15 protein-coding genes are annotated in these 22,103 nt (G+C 33.5%); 4 read left to right on the plus strand and 11 right to left on the minus strand.

Going from position 1 to position 22,103, the window contains the following annotated elements:
* Nucleotides 1–31 precede the first annotated feature (31 nt).
* From FS85_RS0104065 to FS85_RS0104080, 3 genes are all read right to left on the minus strand, one after another.
* A complete protein-coding gene (locus FS85_RS0104065; RefSeq protein ID WP_010134779.1) occupies nt 32–4,156 on the minus strand; it encodes a hybrid sensor histidine kinase/response regulator transcription factor in 4,125 nt (1,374 codons plus the stop codon).
* A gap of 254 nt (nt 4,157–4,410) precedes the next feature.
* Nucleotides 4,411–5,850 (minus strand): sulfatase family protein, encoded by a 1,440-nt coding sequence (locus FS85_RS0104075; RefSeq protein WP_010134780.1) that lies wholly within the window; start codon nt 5,848–5,850, stop codon nt 4,411–4,413.
* 234 nt (nt 5,851–6,084) lie between these two features.
* The gene (locus FS85_RS0104080) at nt 6,085–8,100 is read right to left on the minus strand and encodes a glycoside hydrolase family 127 protein (protein WP_010134781.1); all 2,016 of its coding nucleotides are present in this window, start codon (nt 8,098–8,100) and stop codon (nt 6,085–6,087) included.
* Nucleotides 8,101–8,569: 469 nt separating this feature from the next.
* Here FS85_RS0104080 and FS85_RS0104085 point away from each other — a divergent pair, with 469 nt between their 5' ends.
* The 4 genes from FS85_RS0104085 (at nt 8,570) to FS85_RS0104100 (ending at nt 15,827) form a co-directional block, all read left to right on the plus strand.
* A complete protein-coding gene (locus FS85_RS0104085; RefSeq protein WP_139062143.1) occupies nt 8,570–11,662 on the plus strand; it encodes a SusC/RagA family TonB-linked outer membrane protein in 3,093 nt (1,030 codons plus the stop codon).
* Between the two features lie 12 nt (nt 11,663–11,674).
* A complete protein-coding gene (locus tag FS85_RS0104090; RefSeq protein WP_010134784.1) occupies nt 11,675–13,510 on the plus strand; it encodes a RagB/SusD family nutrient uptake outer membrane protein in 1,836 nt (611 codons plus the stop codon).
* Between the two features lie 27 nt (nt 13,511–13,537).
* Nucleotides 13,538–15,322, plus strand: a complete 1,785-nt coding sequence (locus FS85_RS0104095; RefSeq protein ID WP_010134785.1) for a SwmB domain-containing protein — start codon at nt 13,538–13,540, stop codon at nt 15,320–15,322.
* Between the two features lie 61 nt (nt 15,323–15,383).
* Nucleotides 15,384–15,827, plus strand: coding sequence for a hypothetical protein (locus FS85_RS0104100; protein ID WP_010134786.1), 444 nt, complete (start codon nt 15,384–15,386; stop codon nt 15,825–15,827).
* A 69-nt stretch (nt 15,828–15,896) separates the two neighbouring features.
* Here the strand turns inward: FS85_RS0104100 and FS85_RS0104105 are convergent, their stop codons facing one another.
* The 8 genes from FS85_RS0104105 to hisB form a co-directional block, all read right to left on the minus strand.
* On the minus strand, nt 15,897–16,550 hold the full coding sequence (locus FS85_RS0104105) for a protein-L-isoaspartate(D-aspartate) O-methyltransferase (protein WP_010134787.1): 654 nt from the start codon (nt 16,548–16,550) through the stop codon (nt 15,897–15,899).
* Between the two features lie 108 nt (nt 16,551–16,658).
* Complete coding sequence (gene hisIE, locus FS85_RS0104110; protein ID WP_010134788.1) at nt 16,659–17,252, minus strand: bifunctional phosphoribosyl-AMP cyclohydrolase/phosphoribosyl-ATP diphosphatase HisIE; 594 nt, start codon at nt 17,250–17,252, stop codon at nt 16,659–16,661.
* 59 nt (nt 17,253–17,311) lie between these two features.
* On the minus strand, nt 17,312–18,202 hold the full coding sequence (locus tag FS85_RS15080) for a glycosyltransferase family A protein (protein ID WP_010134789.1): 891 nt from the start codon (nt 18,200–18,202) through the stop codon (nt 17,312–17,314).
* Nucleotides 18,203–18,280: 78 nt separating this feature from the next.
* Nucleotides 18,281–19,036, minus strand: coding sequence for an imidazole glycerol phosphate synthase subunit HisF (hisF, locus tag FS85_RS0104120; RefSeq protein ID WP_010134791.1), 756 nt, complete (start codon nt 19,034–19,036; stop codon nt 18,281–18,283).
* Between the two features lie 58 nt (nt 19,037–19,094).
* Nucleotides 19,095–19,823, minus strand: coding sequence for a 1-(5-phosphoribosyl)-5-[(5-phosphoribosylamino)methylideneamino]imidazole-4-carboxamide isomerase (gene hisA / locus FS85_RS0104125; protein ID WP_010134792.1), 729 nt, complete (start codon nt 19,821–19,823; stop codon nt 19,095–19,097).
* Between the two features lie 37 nt (nt 19,824–19,860).
* Nucleotides 19,861–20,217: a four helix bundle protein gene (locus FS85_RS0104130; RefSeq protein WP_010134793.1), complete on the minus strand. Its 357-nt coding sequence runs from the start codon at nt 20,215–20,217 to the stop codon at nt 19,861–19,863.
* 69 nt (nt 20,218–20,286) lie between these two features.
* Nucleotides 20,287–20,868: an imidazole glycerol phosphate synthase subunit HisH gene (hisH, locus tag FS85_RS0104135; protein WP_010134794.1), complete on the minus strand. Its 582-nt coding sequence runs from the start codon at nt 20,866–20,868 to the stop codon at nt 20,287–20,289.
* A gap of 78 nt (nt 20,869–20,946) precedes the next feature.
* Entirely contained in the window at nt 20,947–22,086 is a 1,140-nt protein-coding gene (gene hisB / locus FS85_RS0104140; RefSeq protein WP_010134795.1) for a bifunctional histidinol-phosphatase/imidazoleglycerol-phosphate dehydratase HisB, read from the minus strand.
* Nucleotides 22,087–22,103 lie beyond the last annotated feature (17 nt).

The following is a 22,103-nucleotide window of genomic DNA, read 5'->3' on the forward strand; positions in this document are numbered from 1 at the left end:
TTGTTTCTTGTTTTGTTTTTACGCTGTAAGGCTAGGAATTGTTCATTAAGTTATCTAATCCTTTGTTGGTGTATTGACCAGGAGTGACATTGTATTTATCCTTAAACACTTTGCTAAAATGCGATCTACTTTTAAAGCCTGTTGCTATAAACACTTCATTTACGGTCATTTTTTCTCTAACCAAAAACTCTGCTGCTTTTTGCAATCTATAATCTTTTAGCAACTCAAACGGTGTTTGATTTGTAAGTGCTTTTACTTTTTGATAAAAATGTGTTCTGTTTAGGTACAAGTGTTTTGCTAGATTGTCCATATCTAAATCTTTATTGTCTAGATTCTCAGACATTAAATCATATAGTTTTTCTATAAAAGCAATGTCTTTTTTGGATTCGCTTTTTTTCTCTAGCTCTAACGGAAAATCACTTTTAAAACGTTCTCTTAATTGCTTTCTATTTTTTAACAATGATTCAATTGTAGTAATTAGTCTTTTAGAATTGAATGGTTTTTTAATATAAGCATCGGCTCCTTCTTCTATTCCCTGAATTTGCTCGTCATTAGATACACAAGCTGTTAGTAATACAACGGGAATGTGACTTGTTTTAATATTGTCTTTGATATTTTTACACAACTCAAACCCATTAACTTCTGGCATCAAAACATCACTTAGTACTAAATCTGGCCAGTTGGTATTCATAGCCTCCAAACATTCTGCTCCGTTGCTAAATGTGGTTACCTGAAAAAAGTTTGACAAAATTTCGGACACAAAATTTCGCATCTCTACATTGTCTTCAGCATAAAAAATTCTTGCTTCAGCAAAAGTTGTATCTACCTTAATTTTACTAAAGTCTACTTTTTCGGGCTCAAGAACTGTTTCTTTCTTAGCAAATTCTTTTTCTAACTCTAAGATTTTTTCTAATTCTTCGGACTCTGCTTCTCCTTGGTGTAAAATGGGTAGAATAATGTGTATGGTTGTTCCTTTGCCTAGCTCACTTTCTGCATTGATATAACCATAATGCATCTCTACCAACCTTTTAGAAAAAGCCAAACCGATACCAGATCCGCCAATGTATTCTTCGGTCATTTTTTTAGATTGATAAAATCTTTCAAAAATATGAGGCAAATCTTCACCATCAATTCCTTTTCCTGTATCGGTAAAAGACAACACCAAATTGGTTCCGTTTATTTTGTAATCTATGCTAATTTCATCATCACTTTGGGTGTATTTAAAAGCATTGCTTAGGATGTTGTTAAAAATCTTTTCTAACTTATCTTTATCTGCATTTACAAGAACGTTTGTATTTTTATCACCAGAAATCTTTAAGATCTTTCCTTCTTTTTCTGATAAAAATTTAAAGTCGATGACAAGATTCCTTAAAAACAAATCAAAATTAAAGACCTCGTAATTCATTTTTAGTTGCTGAGTGTCCGACTTTTGAAAATCGTGCACCTGATCTATTAATTGAGAAATTCTTTTTGCCTGACGTTGTACAATGGTCAATTTTTCTTGTACATCTATATTTTCTCCCTTTTTTAATTTACTTAATACAAAATCTATGGGGCCTGAAATTAATGTAATAGGCGTTTTTATTTCGTGTGTAATGTTAGAGAAAAACCTCAATTTAGACTCGTTAACATCTTTTAAATTATCAAATTCAATTTGTTCAATTTCAATTTCGTGATTCAGTTTTTGAATTTTTAAGAAAATAGAAAACACCATGTATATTATTAAAAAACCAAACAAAACGTATAATGAATAGGAAAAGTTTGATTTCCAAAAAGGTGGTTGAATAGTGATAGACAATTCTTTAGGCACTGTCCATTGATTTAAGGAGTTGGAAGCTTTTACCTTTAACAAATAATCACCAGGTTGCAAACCATTGAACTCAATAATATTTTGTCCATCTTTTAGCTTTACCCATTCTTGATGTAAAGGTTCCATTTTGTACTGGATATGATGATTTTTTGAATTGGAGTAGTGCAGTGGTGTTGCTTCTATAGAAAATACATTTTCGTTATGTTTTAGTTCTATCTGGTTTAAGTAAGACACATGCTTGTTTAACAACACTCTATTGTTAATGCTGTCTCTGGCTTTTACAAGTTTGTTAAACAATCTAAATTCTGAAAATTCTAATCTAGGCAAAGGTTCCTTATTTTGAATATTTTTGGTATGGAAATAGCAAAAGGACTCATTTCCTACAAAAACAAACATTCCGTTGTCTAACTTTCTAGAGGAATAATAAAAATCCTCAAAAGGCAATCCGTCTTCTTTGGTAAAATTTCTAAAAGTTTTAGAAGCTATGTCAAACTTATTCAGTCCATTGTTGGTAGAAATCCATAAAGCTCCCTGTTCATCTGCTAACACACTTTTTACCACATTATTAGACAAGCCTTCTTTTTCTGTATAGGGAACAAATTCTGGAGTTTTATTGCTTTCCTTTACATAACAAATTCCACCACCTTCGGTACCAATCCACATTTGTCCGTTTTTTAATCGAAGTATAGAAGACACAAAATTGCTAGAAATGGTATTAGGATTGTTTTTCTGAACTAAAAAATTATGAATTGAAGTATTCTGTAACGATTGATTTTGCTTGTTTTCTATACGAATCAATCCCGCAACTTTATCACCAATCCACATATACTGATATTTAGGATCGGTAAACAAACATTTAAAAGAAGAATATGCTCCTATATTTTTATAGGTTGTGTTTTGTCTTAAATCTTCTACGCCAATTACAGTACCAGAATTTATATTTATTCTAAAAACACCATCCGTAAAAGCCGCCCAAATATTTCCATATTGATCTTCTGTGATGTCTTTAAGTCCGCCCAAATATTCCTCTGAAATTTTTATTTTTTCTACGGAATTTCCTTCTTTTTTTAACCTTCCTAAAAATCGATTTTCTTCTCCCGTGTAGGTAAACCACAAATCTTCTCTACTATCTTTATATATCAGTGTACTTCTATTTTTCTCTTCTTGCTCTACAGGAAGGTTTAATCTATAAAACGAAAGCGTTCTAAAATCAAATACTTGATAACCATCACCTGAAACACCTAACGAAAACACATGGTCTGATAAAATACTAGGATTTAGAAACCTTCTTTGTGGTACTTTAACCTCGTGAAAGGGGTTTTCTTGAGTATCTAAAATATGTACCCCTTTATCAAAAGAACCTACCCACGTATACTGTTTGTCAAAGTCTACTAAAAAACTAGTTCTTAATTTAGGAGTTTGATCAGTGTAGTGGTCGTATTCCTGAAAATTTCCTTGTGCTACTTTTTTTAAGTCTTTAAATTTATAAACTCCTTTGTTAAACTCTCCTAACCATAAAGCTCCGTGAACATCTATATTGGATGAAGAAAATCTTAACCCAGAAAGTTGTTTGTCTCTAATATTAAAATTGCAATTTCCATTAGAAAACGTGTAGTGAACCAAACGAACTCCCTCGTTATTAGAACCTATTAACAAAGTTTGTTCATCTATTTTTTCAATAATAGAACTGTTTATAAATTCTGGATGGTTGTAAACTTTAACTGTTCTTTCTTTTGCATTGTATTGTATCAACTTATAAGTGGTTGCAAACAAATAATGATCTTGATCCAAAGCCAATCCATCTAAAATAAATTTTCTTTTGGTTGGAAACCCCAATTGTCTTGCATTGAATCTTTTTAGCAATTTAAAGTGTTCGTCCAAAATAAGTAGCTCATTATTTTCTGTTGCACAAATAACATCATTGCTTGTTGGATGAATTAGAATATCAATAATACTAGGCTCATCAACAAGGGCTCCATTTCCTAGAATTTTAATTTTGGTGAATTTTTCATTTTCTAGATTGTGAATAGTCAAGCCATTGTCCGTACCAATTAATAGTTCTCCTCTTTTATTTTGATGAATAGATCGAACTCTGTTGCTAGACAGCAAATCTTTTTGATATGTATTTTTGTATTGTTTGATGTGAAAACCATCGTATTTATTCAATCCGTCATAAGTACCAATCCATACAAAACCTTTGGCATCTTTAAAAATGGAAGTCACCCCATTGTGAGAAAGGCCATTAGAAATATTTAAAATTTTGTAGTTTGTTAACTCCTTTTTTTGAGCTTGAGTCTGAAAAATCAAAAAAAGAAAACAGAAAAGTAACGAGTAGTTTGTTTTCAATATGATAAGTTTTACAACAAATATATCACATATCCCTAAATATAAAGAAGTCTTTGCTTAAGATTCTGTAATAAGTACAAAAAATGTATTCAGAAAGAATAATAATGAACGTCTACACCACTCATCTTGTTAAGCATGCTTAAACAACCCAAAATTGTAGTTCTTTTTTTATTTGTACTTTTTTTAATAGAAAGTAGTTACCTATACAGTTATGAAAAAAGCCGTTTGATAAAAGTTCAAACGGCCTTTGTTTTTTAATTTAGAGAAAACGTTTCGTTAAATCTTGGCATGTGGTATTCTTTCCACAATTGTCCTTCTTCTTTGGCATGAAACCAAAGGGGTTCTGCATTAGTTTTAGACCAGGCTTCGGCTTGTTTTACCATAGCTTTTAACTTGTTAGGAAACTCCGAGCTTCTGTCTTTGCTTTCGCTTATATCATCTTTAATGTAAAACAACTTCCATGGTTTGTTGGCTGTTCTTACTACTTTCCATTCGTTTAATCTTGCTCCCACATCACTTAACCCTGTTCTATGTCTAACAATGTACAACATTTCGTCTTTGTGAGGATTGGTTCCCTTTTGTAAATGAGGCAAAATATTGGTTCCTGCAAGATTTTTTGCATTTGAAGGTTTGGTTTTAGCCAAACTGGCAAACGTAGGATACAAGTCTAAGGCAGAAACTGGATTATGAAACTTTTGGCCTGCTTTTATTCTATTGGGCCAATGAAAAAACATAGGCACTCTATGTCCTCCTTCATAAGCACTTCCTTTGCCTTCGGTTAATGGAAAGTTATTAGCTCCTTTTCCTAATTTACCCCCATTATCACTAAAAAAAACAAGCAAAGTGTTTTCTAATTGTTGGTTGGCTTTTAGTGCCTCTACCAATTTTCCTACTCCTCTATCAACAGCATACACCATGGCCGCATAGGTTCTTCTTTTTTCATCTTTGATGCTTTTAAAAACAGCCATATCTTCTTTTTTTGCTTGTAAAGGCACATGAGGTGCGTTATAGGCCAAATACATAAAGAAAGGCTGTTTTTTTTCGGATGCTTTGTAAACAAAATTTACCGCTTCTCTAGAAAGCCCATCCGTTATGTATTCTTTTTCATCAACCTCTGTTCCATTATGCTCTAAGGGCTTAATGTAATCTCTTATATTTTTACTACCTCTTTGCTTAAGAAATTCATATTTGGGCTTGTATTGTTCAGGAATATAGTCATGCCCTCCTCCTAAAAATCCATAGAATTCATCAAAACCTCTTTTATTTGGATGAAAAGGTGTATCTGCTCCTAAGTGCCATTTTCCAAAAGCTCCTGTATAATAGCCAGCTTCTTGCAGTTCTTTACTAATAAATTTATTGTTTAGTGGTATTCCGTAACCCGTACCTTCAGACTCGCTTGGTATGTTAAATTGAGCTCCCATAGTATGAGCATATTTTCCCGTCATAATACTGGTTCTACTTGGACCGCAAAAAGGATGTGCTACATACCCAGCAGTCATAATCATTCCATTATCTGCTAACTTATCCAAATTTGGAGTCTTAATATCTTTAGAACCGTTAAAACCTACATCATTGTATCCTAAATCATCGCACAAAATAATTACAATATTAGGTCTTTTGTCTTTGGAATATGCTGTAGACAATGCAATAAGCATTAGTAAAACACCTAATTTTCTTAGATTTATTTTTCTCATTATTTATTTTTTTGGTTTTTATAATCTGATTTTACTTACAACACAACAAACATTTTTAATACATGTCTAATTAAAGACAACATGAGTTTTTCTTTATTATCTATAAAACGAATTGCAATATAGTTGCAAGAGTGCTGCTACTATAATTTAGATTGTGAAAATTAAGACTTCTTTTTAAAATCTTAAGAATATATGTATACTTACAGCAGTACTTCTTTTACAAATTGCTAGTTGCTATTTCCATAAAACAGGCAACCAAACCGACATTTCAGCTTTTCCTCGGTTAGCCCATGCAAAATAGGGCACCATTTGAACTTTTGTAGTTTCCCACCTAGGTTGCTTTACCTCTGTATACATTCCTTGACGAGTATCTTTTCTTAGTTTAAAATTTCCTTGTATTGTAGTAACACCTCCTAAAAATTCTGGCTGATGTACTGCTGTTAAATTTGCATCTGTAGCATAATAAACATCCAAAACATCGGTGTTTACGGGTAAATCGGGACTTTCTACACAATAAACAACAGGACCTCTTTTTATTGCTATTTGATTACGAACTTCTTCTATTAAAGGATTTCCTTCTAAAAGTTTAATTTCCATAGGCATTTGTAAAGTGATTTTATCATTCTTAGACCATTTTTGATGAAGTGTTACATAACTACCTGCTTTTACTGGTAACGAAACAGCTTTTCCATTGATTTGAATTTGTGAACCTTTTGCCCACTCTGGAACTCTTATTTTGATATCGAAAGCCTCCTTTTTTGCTTTTTTTATTATTAAGGTTACCTTTCCATTCCATGGATATCCACTTTGCTGAACCAACTCTAACTTAGAACCGTCTAATAATGTTGTTGTTAGCTTGTTTCCTCCGTATAAATTCACTGCAACTCCGTTAGTGGTTAAACTGTATGCCCATCCAGATAGTTTGGCAATAGTTCTTACCAGGTTCGGCGGACAACAAAAACAAGGAATGTAAGGTCTACGCATATCAAATTCTGTATCGTTACCAGGATCATGTCCTTTATGACTTACCCTAAGCGGGTTGGCATAAAAATAATCTTTTCCTTCTATGCTAATTCCAGATAAAGCACTATTAAACAAAACCAGCTCCATCACATCAGCATATTTTGCTTCTCCGTGTAAGCCCAACATACGATAACTAAACATAGAGTTACAGACATTGGCACAAGTTTCATTATATGCGGTTAAATTGGGCATCATATACTCGTTAATAAATCCCTCGTGAACCATGTCTACATGAGAAGACACTCCGTGATGGGTTTGACCTACCGCTCCTGTTACATACATCTTTTTATCAACAACATTAGTCCATAGCCTGTCCAAAGCATCCAACAAAGCTTTTTCTCCAGTCTCTGCATACACATCTGCTGCACCTGCATAAAAATACAAAGCCAACACTGCGTGCCCTTCGGCTGTTTTTGCTTTTCGGAGTGGCGTTCGTTCCTGTACCATATCCCCTATAAATTTATAACTAGAAACTGCTGTTGGCTTAACTTTAGACTGTCCTCTTAGATTGATAAATAATTCTGCTAATTTTAAATATTGTTCATTTTTGGTTGTTCTATATAACTCTACCAACCCCATAATTTGTGTTTGATTAAAGCCAAAACGTTTTAAATCGCCTTTGGGCTGGGGCATAAATGTTCTGCATAAAAAATCTGCTTGTTTGATGGCAATATCTAAAAAATTAGTTTTTCCCGTTATTCTGTTGTGTATACATGCAGCTGTAAACAAATGTCCACTATTGTACATTTCATGATACTGTCTGTTTCCAAATCTTTTTAAGTCTGTAATTTGTACTTGTGTTTGCAAGTAACCGTCAGGTGCTTGTGCTTTGCCTATAATTTGAATGTAATCATCCAGTTCTTTTACTATTTTAGGATCTTTATTATTGGCATAAATATACATCGCAGCCTCCATCCATTTGTAAAAATCTCCATCATGCCATTTCATTCCTTGATGTTTCCCTTCTTTTAAACCAGCTGCTATTTTAAAATTGTTCAACGCATGACCAATATCCCCAGTTAACAAATGGCCCATATGTGGTACCATGGTTTCTTGTGCTATTTTAAATTTTTCTGCCCAAAATCCTTGGGTCCATTGACAATCGCCAATATCAATGCTTTTAAACTTTACGTTTGGACTTTTAGTGTTGTTAATAATTCCTTTTTGCTGAGCAGATAAAGAGCTTACTATTAAGGCAACAGAAACTCTGAAGATCATTTTTTTCATACCTGTTATATTTTTTAATGGCTTTAGTGTATTGCTAACACTTAAAGTGTTTTTTAATAGAATTGATGTGTTTTAGCTCTTTAGAAAACTAAAACTACATTTTTATGACCATAATTTTAACACTTGGTTCAATTAACATCAAAATAGTACTACTAACAGTTTATAGCTGTCAAACCTATTTTTAAACTTTCAAGAAAAAGGTTCAAAAAATCAAAAAAGTGCTACAACTAGGCAAAAGGCGTAACAAAACAACAATTAAAAACAACTTATTTTGTAAAAACAACAAAATCTAAACCTTAAATATGAGATTTTGTTAACAAAAAAACCAAAACATAAAACCATCAAAAACCAAATGAATGAAACAAAAGAAGTGTATAGAAGCCAAAAATCATTGTTATTAAAAGTATAAAAATCAAACTAAGACTTATTCTCTACTGAGTAAGATCCATTAATTTACAACTAACTAAATATGATAAATTATTTATTTTCTAAACTAAAACTCATTAACAGGTACATGATGCTTGTAATGATTTTCTCATTAGTCAGTTTTTCATCCTACGCACAAAAAAGCAATATGGTAGTAGGAAGTATTAAAGACGAAAATGGCGAACCGCTTATTGGAGCCACTGTTTACAAATTAGGAACTAAAGTAGTTACTACTACTGACTTTGATGGACAATATTCCATCAACGCAAAAAAGGGAGACATCTTAAAATTTACGTACCTAGGTTTTCAAGATCAATCCATAACTGTTAAAGATAACAAAACCATAAACATTGTATTAAAAAGTGATGTAGAAGCCTTAGATGATGTGGTCTTGATAGGATATGGTTCTGTAAAAAAGAAAGAGTTAACAGGAGCTGTTGCTAGAGTTGAAGCAGAAGCCATTGAAAAAATTAACACCTCTGATTTAGGAACCGCTATACAAGGGCAGGTTTCTGGAGTAAACGTTATTTCTTCTTCTACTCCAGGAGGTGAATCTGAAATTTTGATTCGTGGTATTACCTCACTTAACGGAGACAACACTCCTTTGTATGTGGTAGACGGAATTATACAAGATGGTGATCCAAGAATTCCACCAAGTGAAATTGCTTCTTTAGACATTTTAAAAGATGCTGCATCTACAGCAGTCTACGGAGCTAGAGGTGCTGCTGGGGTAATTATTATTACTACCAAACAAGGAGAAGAAGGAACTGTAAAAGTACGAGTAAACGGTAGTACAGCTGTACAAGTAAGAAGACCTGCAATACCTTTGTTAAACTCTTCAGAGCAATTGTACAGGGAAATTGTAACTTCTAGAAACAACACAGGTGCATTAGATGAAGACTACAACTCTCCTACCCTGCGTAATCCTTACTTGTTACAAAACAACACAGACTTAAACGATATTATTTTTAATGATGAAGCTCTTGTTCACAATTACAATGCTAGTGTATCTGGAGGAAAAAAAGAAATTAAATACAACGTTACTTTAGGGTTGTTCGATCAAGAAGGGATGCAGTTAAACTCAAGCTACCAAAGGTTTAATACCAGATCTAACACTACCTATACCAAAGGAAAGTTAAACGTACAAACCAGTTTAGGGTTGTCTTATGACAAAAGAGAAATTCCACGATCTTTTTTGCTTTCACAAGCCATTGTGTATAGCCCTAACCAAAACGGTCTTAATGTTGAAGAAACAGATGCATTGTTAGATGATGGTGATCAAGCCAACCGTTTGACTTGGATTATTGAAAGCTTAAACACCAAAGATTATACAAAAAGTTTAAGAACCAATGCATCGGTATCCATCAATTATGATTTGCATAAAAACATCAGCCTTAGAGCTAATGGAGGTGTGGTTTACGTTGCAGGTAGAAGAAAAATTAATGTTCCTTACCAAGAGGTAATCAACTCTAGTACAGGAAATGTGTTAACCCAACCTAACAACAGTTACATAGAAGACCAAAGCAATAACCGTGTAAGCTATTACGGAGAATTTGGAGGAAACTTTAAAAAAGAATTTAACAATCATAAAATTGATTTGGGGTTGTTTTTTACTGCTGAACAGTCTTCTTTTGAACAGTTTTTTGCAAGAAGAACAGAAAACATCAATCCTGATTTAGATGTGCTAAGCGGTGCCAACGGTGAAGCAACCGTAGGATCTGGTTTTGATTATGTAGACACTCGTTTAAGCCAGATTGGGCGTTTGCAATACAATTACAAAGGAAAGTACAACCTAAGCTCTAGTATTCGTTTTGATAGAACTTCTAAGTTTTTATATGAAAACAACTTTGGAGTATTTCCATCTGTTGCATTTGCTTGGAACATTTCTGATGAAAACTTTTGGAGCAATTTTAAAGATAAAATCAACAATTTTAAATTCAGAATTTCGCATGGTACTGTGGGTAACGATCGTGTAAGAGCATACTCTACCGCATCTACCATTACACAAAACATCAATTATGTTGGTTTGGATGCTAGTGGTAGCGAAGTATTACGTCAGGGTGCAATTCAGACTTCTTATGTAAACCCCAATTTAAAATGGGAAACAACTGTACAAACCAACTTAGGAGTTGATTTGGCTTTTCTAAGAAATAAATTCACGTTAAGCGCTGAATACTACAATACGGATAAAAGAGACATGATTTTCCCAATCTTTTTACCTACCTCTACCGGAGGGGGAAATAATGCAACCATCTTTTACAATGTAGGTAACATGACCAATAAAGGGTTTGAACTAGCTGGTAAGTTTAGACATAGAATTGGAAAATTATGGTTTCAAATGACAGGAACTTTTGCAACCAACCAAAATGAAATCACCAAGATTAACGGAGAAAATGACTTTTTGTTTACCAACGATAATGGCTTGGTAAGTAGAGCTCAAAATCAATCTAGAGTTACAGCACATCAAGTAGGTAGAGAAGCTAGTTCTTTCTTTTTATGGAGAACCAACGGAATTATAGATACCGAAGAAAAATTAGCCGAATACCAACAAATAGATTCCAATGCAAAAATGGGAGACGTCCGTTTTATTGATCAGAATAATGATGGACAATTAGACGATAACGATCGTGTGTATAGCGGTAGCGGTTTGCCAAAATACGAAATTGGTTACAACGTAAATGCCACCTATAAAAACTTCGATTTTTCTATGAACTGGTACGCAGCTATTGGTCAAGAAATTATGAATGGTTTTAATGCTTGGGCTTATGGTTACGGTAGGCACAAGGATTTAATTTATCAATGGTCAGATGCCAATCCTGTAACCAAAGTTCCTGCATACAGAGATGATATTAGCAATCATAGAAATTATATAGGTTATAGCGATTTGTGGCTAGAAGACGGGTCTTATTTACGATTAAGACAAATTACTTTAGGGTACAGCTTGCCTAAAGAAGTTACAAAAAAGTTAGGAATTGATAAACTACGCTTTTACTTAACCTCTCAAAACCCACTAACCTTTACCAAATACTCTGGTTACAATCCAGAAATTGGAGGAGGAATTGCAGCAAGAGGGTTAGATAAAGGAACAGGCCCCATTACTGTACAATATTTAGCAGGGGTTAACTTTAATTTTTAATACGAGAACATTATGAAAAATAGCATTATAAAATTTGCAGTCATCTCTCTATCATTAGGGTTCATAACCTCGTGTAGCGACGACTTTAAACACGATTTCTTAGAACAAACCAATCCTAATGAAATCTCTACCGATATTTTCTGGAGAAATCTATCCGAAACACAAACAGGACTACACTCTGTGTACAAAACATGGTACGATCCAGATATTTTAAATATTAACGAAGAAATGTTGCGTTCAGACATGGGATTTCCTTCTTTAACAAGACCGCTACAGGCTTCACCTAGCACTTTTTACATCCATACGTACACTGAAACTACAGACAACATTAACGAAAAGTGGCAAGATAATTATTTGGGAATTTTTAGAGCCAATCAAGTAATTGAGGCTTTAAATAGAATTGAAGGAACTGTTACAGAAAGTAATAAAGAAAACTGGACTTCTCAAATGGCTCAGGCACGCTTTTTTAGAGGTTTATTTCATTATTACTTATACACCACTTTTAACAAAGGAAGTATCATTATTCGCGATTTTATTCCTTCAAATCCAGAAGAATACGAATGGCCTTTGTCTTCTGCCGAAGATGTAATCGCTTTTATTAAAAAAGATCTAGAGTACGCATATACAAACTTATATAAAAAAGGAGCTTATCCAGATGGTGATGGTTCTAAAGTAACTTCGGGAGCAGCGGGTGCCATTTTAGGAAATATTTACTTAAACGAGTTTGATTATACCAAAGCAGCAACTTATTATCAAGATGTTATAGACAATCATGGTTACGAATTGTTAAAAGGAGATGCTGTTAAAAAAATGTTTACGCTAGAAGGAGAGTTTAATAGCGAATCTATTTTAGAAATCAATTTTACCAAAGATAATATCGATTTAAATTTTAATGTGTGGTCGGGACAAACAGGAACCAACAACCTTAACTTTTTAACGCGTGGTAATAACGACATGACAGCACAAAGTCCTGCTTGGATTGCACATGCCTACAAATTTGAAGACAAAGACCCTTTAGATGCCAGAAATTACCACACTTATACAAATCGAAACGGTGAAGAAAAAACAAGATTAAGAGCCGTCCCACTTCGATGTTCTCAAATGATGGCTATTATTGACGATATTGAAACCATTTATTATCAAGATTCTACACACTTTGCCAGTGCTCCTGTGTTTCAAGGAGCTAAGTGGGGAGGCTTGGCTTGGTGGAAAAAATATACCAATCACGATATTCTCAAAAACGAATCCGACTTAGAGTTTGGAGCACAGTATTCAACCAAAAACGTAACTGTAATCCGTTTGGCCGAGGTAATCTTAAACTTAGCTGAATGTAAGATAAAAACAGGAGATGTAGCAGGTGGCTTGGAATTGATTAACCAAATAAGAGACCGTTGGGGATTGATTCTACTGGGAGTTGCTCCTAACGGAGATCCTTCTAACATTTTTAACGGAAGTACTTACGACGGTATTGTGTACGATCAAACAAGTTTGATGTCGCATTTAATGCGTACCGAAAAACCTTTAGAATTAGGGGCTGAAGGGCATGCAATTCGTTGGATTGATTTTCAACGTTGGAAAGTTTCGGAAAACTACGGATTTAAAGACCGTTTAGAGGAATTGTCTAATGCAGAATATTTTGCGGGTGACTTTACTTATGTCAACGAAAACGGACAAAACATCACCAAAACCAACGCAGCTTCTATGGCCAAAACTCAAGCAGATGCTTCGGGAATTGTTGCCAATTTTAATTACGAATACGATTTGCCTTTCCAAAATTACAATGAAGAATTGCACGGATATTACCCAATTCCATCAACAGAAAAGAATAACAATAACAATATTGACTAAACCAGTATTGTCAAAAAACTAAATAGTATGAAAAATAAACTCATCAAAATTCTTTTATGCAACTTGTTCCTTTTGGCAAGTTGTGGTAAAGATTATATAGATTACGAAGCTCCAGGAGATATTGCTGATACCTCTTGGATTATAGGATACGATCAAGCCAAAACAACCAATACAGATGAAAACAAGCCTGTTAGTGATGCTTTTTCTATCAATATAGACACCCACATTTCTTTTATTGATTTATCACAAGGATATCAAGAACATCGCTGGATTATAGAAAAAGGGAATCACTTTTTAAGAGAAAAATTTACTAGCAAAGATTCTTTGCCCCTTTTTATAAAAAACAATGACACCATTACGGATGACATCAAAGCGCATGTATTTTTTAGGAATAGCGGTCTAAACAAAGTTCGTTTATTCAACACGTACAAAAAACCTGTTTCATTAAAAACAAGTTTGGGTACTTACAAAGCCAAACAAGTAGACGATGTATGGGTTGTAGACACCACTTTTGTGTTTGATGTATACGGACATATAAAGCCTGCTTTTGCAATTAAAAAAAATAATGGTACTGGTGTGGTTACATTGATTAACTATAATGCTGATGGAACTGTTACTGCAAACAGTGCTGCTGCAGGAGCTGATTTTAGTATTCCTAGCGAAGAAATTTCTCTTACAGACGAAAGCACTTGGCCTACGGTAACTATAGAAGCCGCAGACGGTTTAATTTACGAAGATGTATCTGAAGAAGGAAGACCCAATTCTAGAAGATGGGCTTCTGCCGATGCTAGTCCTACAACTTCTAATGTAAAATCGGTAACCATGAAATATTTTAAACTAGGAACGTATCATGCTGGAACCATAACTGCAAATAGAGTAAACATAGATCGTGTGTTGCCTACAGCCGAAGCTACTGCCACCATTCCTTTAAAAGTAGAGGTCATTCAATCTACTCAACCTTTTGTTATTAACGGAACCATTAACGAAGATAGAAATGAAACCTTACGTTTTCAAGTTACGGGTGTTGTAAAACCATTTACAGGTCAGGAAAGTTTCTTTACGGTGCATGTAACCAATGATGGATACGATCAAAATATTCCTGTTTCTTTAGCCAAAGTAAGCGATACCAACGAAACATTTATAGAACTGAGTTTGTCTGAGCCAATTTACAATTCTGATAAAATTACAGTGAATTATCAAGGTGGAGAAATCTACTCTTCAGACGATAGAAAACTCGCTGATTTTGATGCACCTAAATTGGTTAAAAATCATTTTGACTCTAATATACTTTCTGGAAACTACAGTTTTGAAGATGGTAATAGCAACCCTAATCATGCTTTTTCTATAGGATATAATATTTGGAACAATAATAACGACCATAGCACAGGGTATTACTACGAGCGTTCTACCGAAGCTGCTGCTGTAGGTACAGCAAGTTTAAAATTTGAAACCGATGCTTCAGGTTTGCCTAACGGAACTCCATTCTTGTACACCAGTTCTTTTGCAGCTCCTAGCGGAATCCCTGTAGGATTGTACAAATACGCTATGCAAATTCGTAGAGATAGCGATATAAAAGCCTTTGTTGTAAACTTTAACAGACATAGTTTGGGCTTAATTACCATTAATATAGAAAATGTGCCTATGGATGGAAAGTTCCACGAAGTAGCAATCCCTTTAAACATTACCGAAGCCATGCCAAGCAACCAAAATATGCAAATTAGAATACAAACAGGTGCCAATGCAGGAATTTCTCCAGGTGCTAAAAAAATGTTTATTGATGAAATATCATTCATCAAACTAGAACCTAGATAATTGTAAAATCAACAACCTCCTTTTGAAACACAAAACAAAGGAGGTTATAACAAGACCAGTCATGAAAAAAATATACAAAACCCTTAGTTTGCTATTTGCAGCAATGCTTTTATTTGCTTGCGAAGAAAACTCTCTTTTTGATGGAGATCCCAATTTAAACACAAGCCCTATTTACAGCGTTTCTGGGTTTAACAACAATCGTCCTATCAAATTAAACATCTATCAACAAGAAGCCTTTGTGATAGAATACCAAACCAATACCACACTTAACAAATACGCCACCAAAGACTATGTAGACAATTCTACCGAAACAACATTTGATGTTACTTTTGTAAAATTAGTTTCACAAGAACAAGAAGATGGATCCATTATTGACCAAGAAATCTCTTATGATTTGGATGGAGATAAAACTACAGGTTCTGGAACTTTAGTTATTAATGATGGTGTAAATGCAGCAATAACTCACTCGGGCATTGTAATTTTAGAGGAAGAAGTATATAATTAAGAAGAAAAATACATCTCAGCGTATTGATAAAACCCCAGACAACCTATTTTGTTTCTCTGGGGTTTTCTTTTAATATTTTTTTAGATTCTTATCCTTTAGCATTGGAACAAAAGCACATTCTTCTATGGTTTGCTTATCAAACTCTTTCAATGATTTTCGAGTAACCAAAGTCATCATTTGTTGTGCATTTCCTACAGGAATTACCATTCGTCCACCTACTTTTAACTGTGCAAGTAAAGCCCTTGGAATTTCAGGAGCTCCACAAGTAACAATAATTTTATCAAAAGGTGCAAAATCTGGCAAGCCTTTGTATCCATCCCCAAAACATGCGTATTTAGGTTTGTAACCCAAAACAGGCAATAACTTACTTGTTTTTTTGTACAATTCTTGTTGACGTTCTACAGTATAGACAAGTGCTCCTAAATGTACCAATACACTGGTTTGATAGCCCGAACCAGTTCCTATTTCTAATACTTTCTCTCCTTTTTTAACTTCTAGCAATTGCGATTGAAAACCAACAGTATAGGGTTGCGAAATGGTTTGCTCTGCAGCAATAGGAAAGGCAACATCTTGATAAGCAAAATCTTGAAAACTAGCATCCATATACAAATGCCTAGGGATTTCTTTAATAGCCTCCAAAACCTGTTGATCTGTAACACCTTTGTTTTTTAGAACTACGGCCAATTGGTTTCTAAGTCCTTGATGTTTGAATGTATCTTTCATTTTTGGTAACTAGTATTAAGTACACAGTAACTGGTATAAAGTTTTTAAAGTTACACTTTATGAATACTCTGTACTCAATATAAACTACTTTGTACTAATTACTTGATCCTATTTCTGACGTTTTCTTAATTCGGCAGTAATATCTTTTAGTGTAAAACCTTTGGCTTGTAGCAGCATTAAATAGTGAAACAACAAATCTCCCGCTTCGTACAAAAACAACTCATCGTTATTGTCCATAGCTTCAATGACAGTTTCTACTGCCTCTTCTCCTACTTTTTGTGCCACCTTGTTGATTCCTTTGGCAAACAATTTGGCTACGTATGAGTTGGCTACATCTTTGTTTGCCACACGCTCTGCAATGGTATTTTCTAAAGTGGTAAGAAAACCAAAACTCTCATGGTTTACCCCAGCCCAACAAGTATCGTCCCCTTTGTGGCAAGTAGGTCCTTTAGGCTTTACTTGAATTAACAACGTATCTTTGTCACAGTCGTTTTTAATAGACACCAACTCTAAAAAATTTCCACTTTCTTCGCCTTTTGTCCACAAACGTTGTTTAGACCTGCTAAAAAAAGTTACTTTATTAATTTCCAATGTTTTATCAAATGCTTCTTGATTCATGTATCCTAACATCAATACATTTTTAGTTTCTGCATCTTGTATAATGGCGGGTGCCAATCCGTTTTCATCAAATTTAATTTCCATCTTTCGATATTCGATTTAAGAATTATAATATCAATTGTATCAATACTTAAATTCTACTATTACATGTTTTTATTTTTTATTTTCTTAATCCAATAGGTAATGTAGCCATGTAAAAAAGAAAGCACAAATATAGGTTTTCTATTGATGGCATTCTTCCATATTTCAGAAACACTCTTTTTAGCTAACAAAGCGTTTTTAACATATTTGCTATTGTAAAAAAAGCGTTTGTCCAAAGTCAGGTTAAAATAATTATACTCATTATTTAACACTGCAAAGGATTGGTGTCTTGGTTTTATCTTCTTTTTTAAAGTACTTGTAATTCCACCTTCTAAATAATCTTTAATTGCAATTATTTCATTTACACACAGAACTTTGTATTTTGATGAAACCCTATTATGTAAAATTGACATAATTACAAACTCACCCTTAATATCAGTTGGAAATGAAAATTCTTTTAATTTCGGAGTATGATATACCGTTATTTTATCTCCTTTAACCCTATCTACTTTACGAATTTGATAATTATTAGAGACTTCTTTTACAAACTTTGTCCCTATCAGCCTACCATCTTTATACTGACATAAAAATTGAAGATTTCCAATTTCATCTTTATTAGCTTTTGTATCCCAATAATGTATAATTGTTTGCAAAGCATGAGGAAGCATTAAATCATCAGAATCCATTTCTACAAACAATTCTGTTTTTGCTTCTTCTATAGCTCTGTTATATGCAGCATGTTTCCCACCATTTTCTTGATAAACGTACTGGATATCAAATATTTTTTTATCTCGCCACTGTTTCACAACTTCTTTAGTGTTATCTAAAGAGCCATCATCAATTATCAAAACAGTAAAATTTTTATATTCTTGTTTGGCAAAAGATGTAAACAAAGCATCCAATAAATGTGCTCTATTATAGGTGGGCACAAAAACGGTAATTCTATTTTCCATTCTCTAATATTAGATTTTAGAATATTAAATATTAGAACCTTTTACTCTCTTATATCTAACTTCTACTATTGTATATATCTATACTCTAACAGGAATTCCTTCCTTTTTTAATTCTTGCTTCAAATCTGGAATTTCAATTTCTTGAAAATGAAAAACACTTGCTGCCAAAGCTGCATCAGACTTTCCGTATTTAAACGTATCTATAAAATGTTGCACATTTCCTGCTCCTCCACTTGCAATGATTGGAATATTTAACTCTTCTGACAAACGAGCCAAAGCTTCATTTGCAAATCCGTCTTTAGTTCCGTCGTTATTCATAGACGTAAACAAAATTTCTCCTGCACCTCGTTGTTCTACTTCTTTTGCCCAATCAAATAAGTTTAAGTCCGTGGGAACTTTACCACCTACTAAGTGAACCACCCAATCTCCGTCTATTTGTTTGGCATCAATAGCTACGACCACACATTGACTCCCAAACTTTTGAGCCAACTCATTTACCAATTCTGGTCTTTTTACTGCCGATGAATTGATAGAAACTTTATCGGCTCCGTTTTGCAAAAGAATATCTACATCTTCTACAGATGATATTCCACCTCCTACCGTAAACGGAATGTTTACTTGTGCTGCAACATCGCGCACTAAATTCACCAAAGTTCTTCTGCGTTCTTCGGTTGCAGAAATATCTAAAAACACCAATTCATCTGCTCCCGTTTCTGCGTATTTTTTTGCCAATTCTACAGGATCACCTGCATCACGTAAATCCACAAAATTAACACCTTTTACGGTTCTTCCGTTTTTAATATCCAAACAAGGAACTATTCTTTTTGCTAACACGATTTTAAATTTTAGATATAAAATATTAAATATTAAAAGTTTGAAGTTCTAATATCTACTATTTAAAATTTACTATATAATTCTCCAACTGCTTCAAGCTAATTTTATTCTCATAAATTGCTTTTCCAACAATGGTTCCTTCGCATCCTAATTCTTTTAATCTTGGTAATTCATCAAAAGTAGAAATTCCTCCACTTGCAATGAGTTTTACCTTAGGACATTCTTTTAAAATTTTCTCATACAAATCAAAAGAAGGACCTTGTAACATTCCGTCTTTGGCAATGTCTGTACAAATTACATATTCAATTCCTTCTTTTTGATATCCTTGAATAAAAGGAATTAAATCTTCATCAGATTCTTCTAACCAACCGCTTACTGCAATTTTTTCGTTATTTGCATCGGCTCCTAAAATAATTTTATCTGCTCCAAATTTTTCAATCCAACTTTTAAAAACATCCGAATTTTTAACAGCAATACTTCCTCCTGTAATTTGATTAGCACCAGATTCAAAAGCAATTTTTAAATCTTCATCGGTTTTTAAACCACCTCCAAAATCAATTTTTAACGTTGTTTTAGTAGCAATTGCTTCTAACACTTTATGATTTACAATATGGCTTGCTTTGGCTCCATCTAAATCTACCAAATGTAAATGTTCTATTCCGTGAGCTTCAAACTGCTTGGCAATTTCTAAAGGATTTTCATTATATACTTTTTTAGTATTGTAATCTCCTTTAGACAAACGAACACATTGTCCGTTAATAATATCTATGGCTGGTATAATACGCATTCGCTAATATTAAATTTTAAAAGTTAAATATTTGAAGTTATGAATTTCTGTTTCTCTTTGCTGTATTTATTGATGCAACAGTAATGGCCAATAACTCCTTTCCTTCTTTTATCAATCTTTTTAATTCTGATTCATTAACATCAGAAACCTCCTCTAAGATTTCTAACCAATAAATACTTTCATCTACCTCCTCTTCTACAATCTTAAGTTTATTTATAAAATCTGCAGTAGATTTAGCTCTTTGTGCTGCTCTATAATTTGCTCCTACAGAACTAGAGCTTCTTATCAATTGATTTACAAAAGCATTAAATTCTCTTGTTTTTGGAACTTCTTTACATAATTTCCAACAATCAATAGCAAACTTCTTTGTTCTTGATTTCAATTCTTTTTTCATAGCATTCGAATATAAGATATACGAAGTTAAAAATTAAAACTTCTAATATCTTATATCTAATATCCGCTATTACATATTTAAGAAGTTGTTCAAAATCTTCGCTCCGTCTGTACTACTTTTTTCTGGATGAAATTGTAATCCGTAAAAATTGTCCTTTTGTAATGCTGTGGAATATTGTACTCCATATTCCGTAGTTGCAATGGTTTCTTTAGTAATAGGTGCATAGTAACTGTGTACCAAATACATATAAGCACCTTCTTTTACATCGTTAAAAACTTTAGAACCCAATCCTTTAATTTGATTCCATCCTATTTGAGGAACTTTTACAATGTTTTCAAAACGTTTTACATCTACATTAAAAATACCTAAACCTTTGGTATCTCCTTCTTCAGAATAGTTACACATTAATTGCATTCCCAAACAAATTCCTAAAACGGGTTGTGTTAAGGTCGGAATTACAGCATCTAATCCGGTAGCTTTTAACATTTTCATGGCAGAACTTGCTTCTCCTACTCCGGGAAAAATAACTTTGTCTGCACTTTTTATTTCTTCAACATCGTTGCTTAAAACAGCCTCGTATCCCAATCGCTCAATGGCAAATCGGATAGATTGTATGTTTCCTGCTCCGTAGTTTATAATTACTATTTTCATATTTATTTTAGTAGTTAAGGAGTTAAGGAAATGAGGAGTTAAGGTATTTCTTAACTTCTTAAATTCTTAACTACTGTTTTATAACACCCCTTTTGTACTTGGTAAAAACATTTTATTAGCATCACGTTTTACTGCCATTTTCATTGCTTTAGCAAAAGCTTTAAAAATTCCTTCTATTTTGTGATGCTCATTTTTTCCTTCTGCTTTAATATTTAAATTACACTTAGCTCCATCGGTAAATGATTTAAATAAGTGGAAAAACATTTCGGTAGGCATGTCTCCAATCATTTCTCTGTTAAATTCTGCATCCCACTCAATCCATGGTCTTCCCCCAAAATCAACAGCTGCTTGAGCCAAACAATCGTCCATTGGCAAACAGAATCCGTAACGTTCTATTCCTAATTTATTTCCTAAGGCTTTGTGAAACAACTCTCCCAAAGCAATCATGGTATCTTCTATGGTATGATGTTCATCTACCTCCAAATCTCCATCTACTTTTACGGTTAAATCCATAGCACCATGACGACCTATTTGGTCTAACATATGGTCAAAAAATTTTACGCCAGTATCAATATCATTTTTACCAGAACCGTCTAAATTTAGTTTGATGTAAATTTTAGTTTCGTTGGTATTTCTTGTGATTTCAGAAACTCTATCTTCCAGTTTTAAAAACTCATAAATTTCTTTCCAATCTGTAGAAGTTAAGGCAATACATTCGTGAATGGCTTTTACATCAGTTTCTATTTCATCAGCCCCCAATTTTGGATCTTCTGATAAAAAAATTCCTTTTGCTCCCAAGTTTTTAGCCAATTCCATGTCGGTAATTCTATCTCCTAACACAAAAGAATTTGCCAAATCGTATTTTTCTTTATCAAAATACTGCGTTAACAAACCTGTTCTTGGTTTACGAGTATCGGCATTTTCATGCGGAAAAGTTTTATCAATATGTACAGCAGCAAACTCTACTCCTTCATTCTTAAAAGCCTGAATTACTTTGTTTTGAGCAGGCCAAAATGTATCTTCTGGAAAAGAATCTGTTCCCAATCCATCTTGATTGGTCACCATCACCAATTCGTAATCCAATTCCTCGGCAATTCTTGCTAGGTAACGGAAAACTTTTGGGTAAAACTCTAATTTTTCTAAACTATCTAATTGATAATCCACAGGCGGTTCAATACATAGCGTACCGTCTCTGTCTATAAATAAAACTTTTTTCATTTCCTTGGTATCTAGTA

This window comes from Ochrovirga pacifica (genome assembly GCF_000220525.1).
Taxonomy (GTDB): Bacteria; Bacteroidota; Bacteroidia; order Flavobacteriales; family Flavobacteriaceae; genus Ochrovirga; species Ochrovirga pacifica.

Coding starts and splice junctions, on each gene's coding strand:
- hisA (WP_010134792.1), bottom strand. CDS start 19,823: ATGCGTATTATACCAGCCATAGATATTATTAACGGACAATGTGTTCGT.
- FS85_RS15080 (WP_010134789.1), bottom strand. CDS start 18,202: ATGGAAAATAGAATTACCGTTTTTGTGCCCACCTATAATAGAGCACAT.
- FS85_RS0104090 (WP_010134784.1), top strand. CDS start 11,675: ATGAAAAATAGCATTATAAAATTTGCAGTCATCTCTCTATCATTAGGG.
- FS85_RS0104085 (WP_139062143.1), top strand. CDS start 8,570: ATGATAAATTATTTATTTTCTAAACTAAAACTCATTAACAGGTACATG.
- FS85_RS0104080 (WP_010134781.1), bottom strand. CDS start 8,100: ATGAAAAAAATGATCTTCAGAGTTTCTGTTGCCTTAATAGTAAGCTCT.
- FS85_RS0104100 (WP_010134786.1), top strand. CDS start 15,384: ATGAAAAAAATATACAAAACCCTTAGTTTGCTATTTGCAGCAATGCTT.
- FS85_RS0104130 (WP_010134793.1), bottom strand. CDS start 20,217: ATGAAAAAAGAATTGAAATCAAGAACAAAGAAGTTTGCTATTGATTGT.
- hisB (WP_010134795.1), bottom strand. CDS start 22,086: ATGAAAAAAGTTTTATTTATAGACAGAGACGGTACGCTATGTATTGAA.
- FS85_RS0104095 (WP_010134785.1), top strand. CDS start 13,538: ATGAAAAATAAACTCATCAAAATTCTTTTATGCAACTTGTTCCTTTTG.
- hisIE (WP_010134788.1), bottom strand. CDS start 17,252: ATGGAAATTAAATTTGATGAAAACGGATTGGCACCCGCCATTATACAA.
- hisH (WP_010134794.1), bottom strand. CDS start 20,868: ATGAAAATAGTAATTATAAACTACGGAGCAGGAAACATACAATCTATC.
- FS85_RS0104105 (WP_010134787.1), bottom strand. CDS start 16,550: ATGAAAGATACATTCAAACATCAAGGACTTAGAAACCAATTGGCCGTA.
- FS85_RS0104075 (WP_010134780.1), bottom strand. CDS start 5,850: ATGAGAAAAATAAATCTAAGAAAATTAGGTGTTTTACTAATGCTTATT.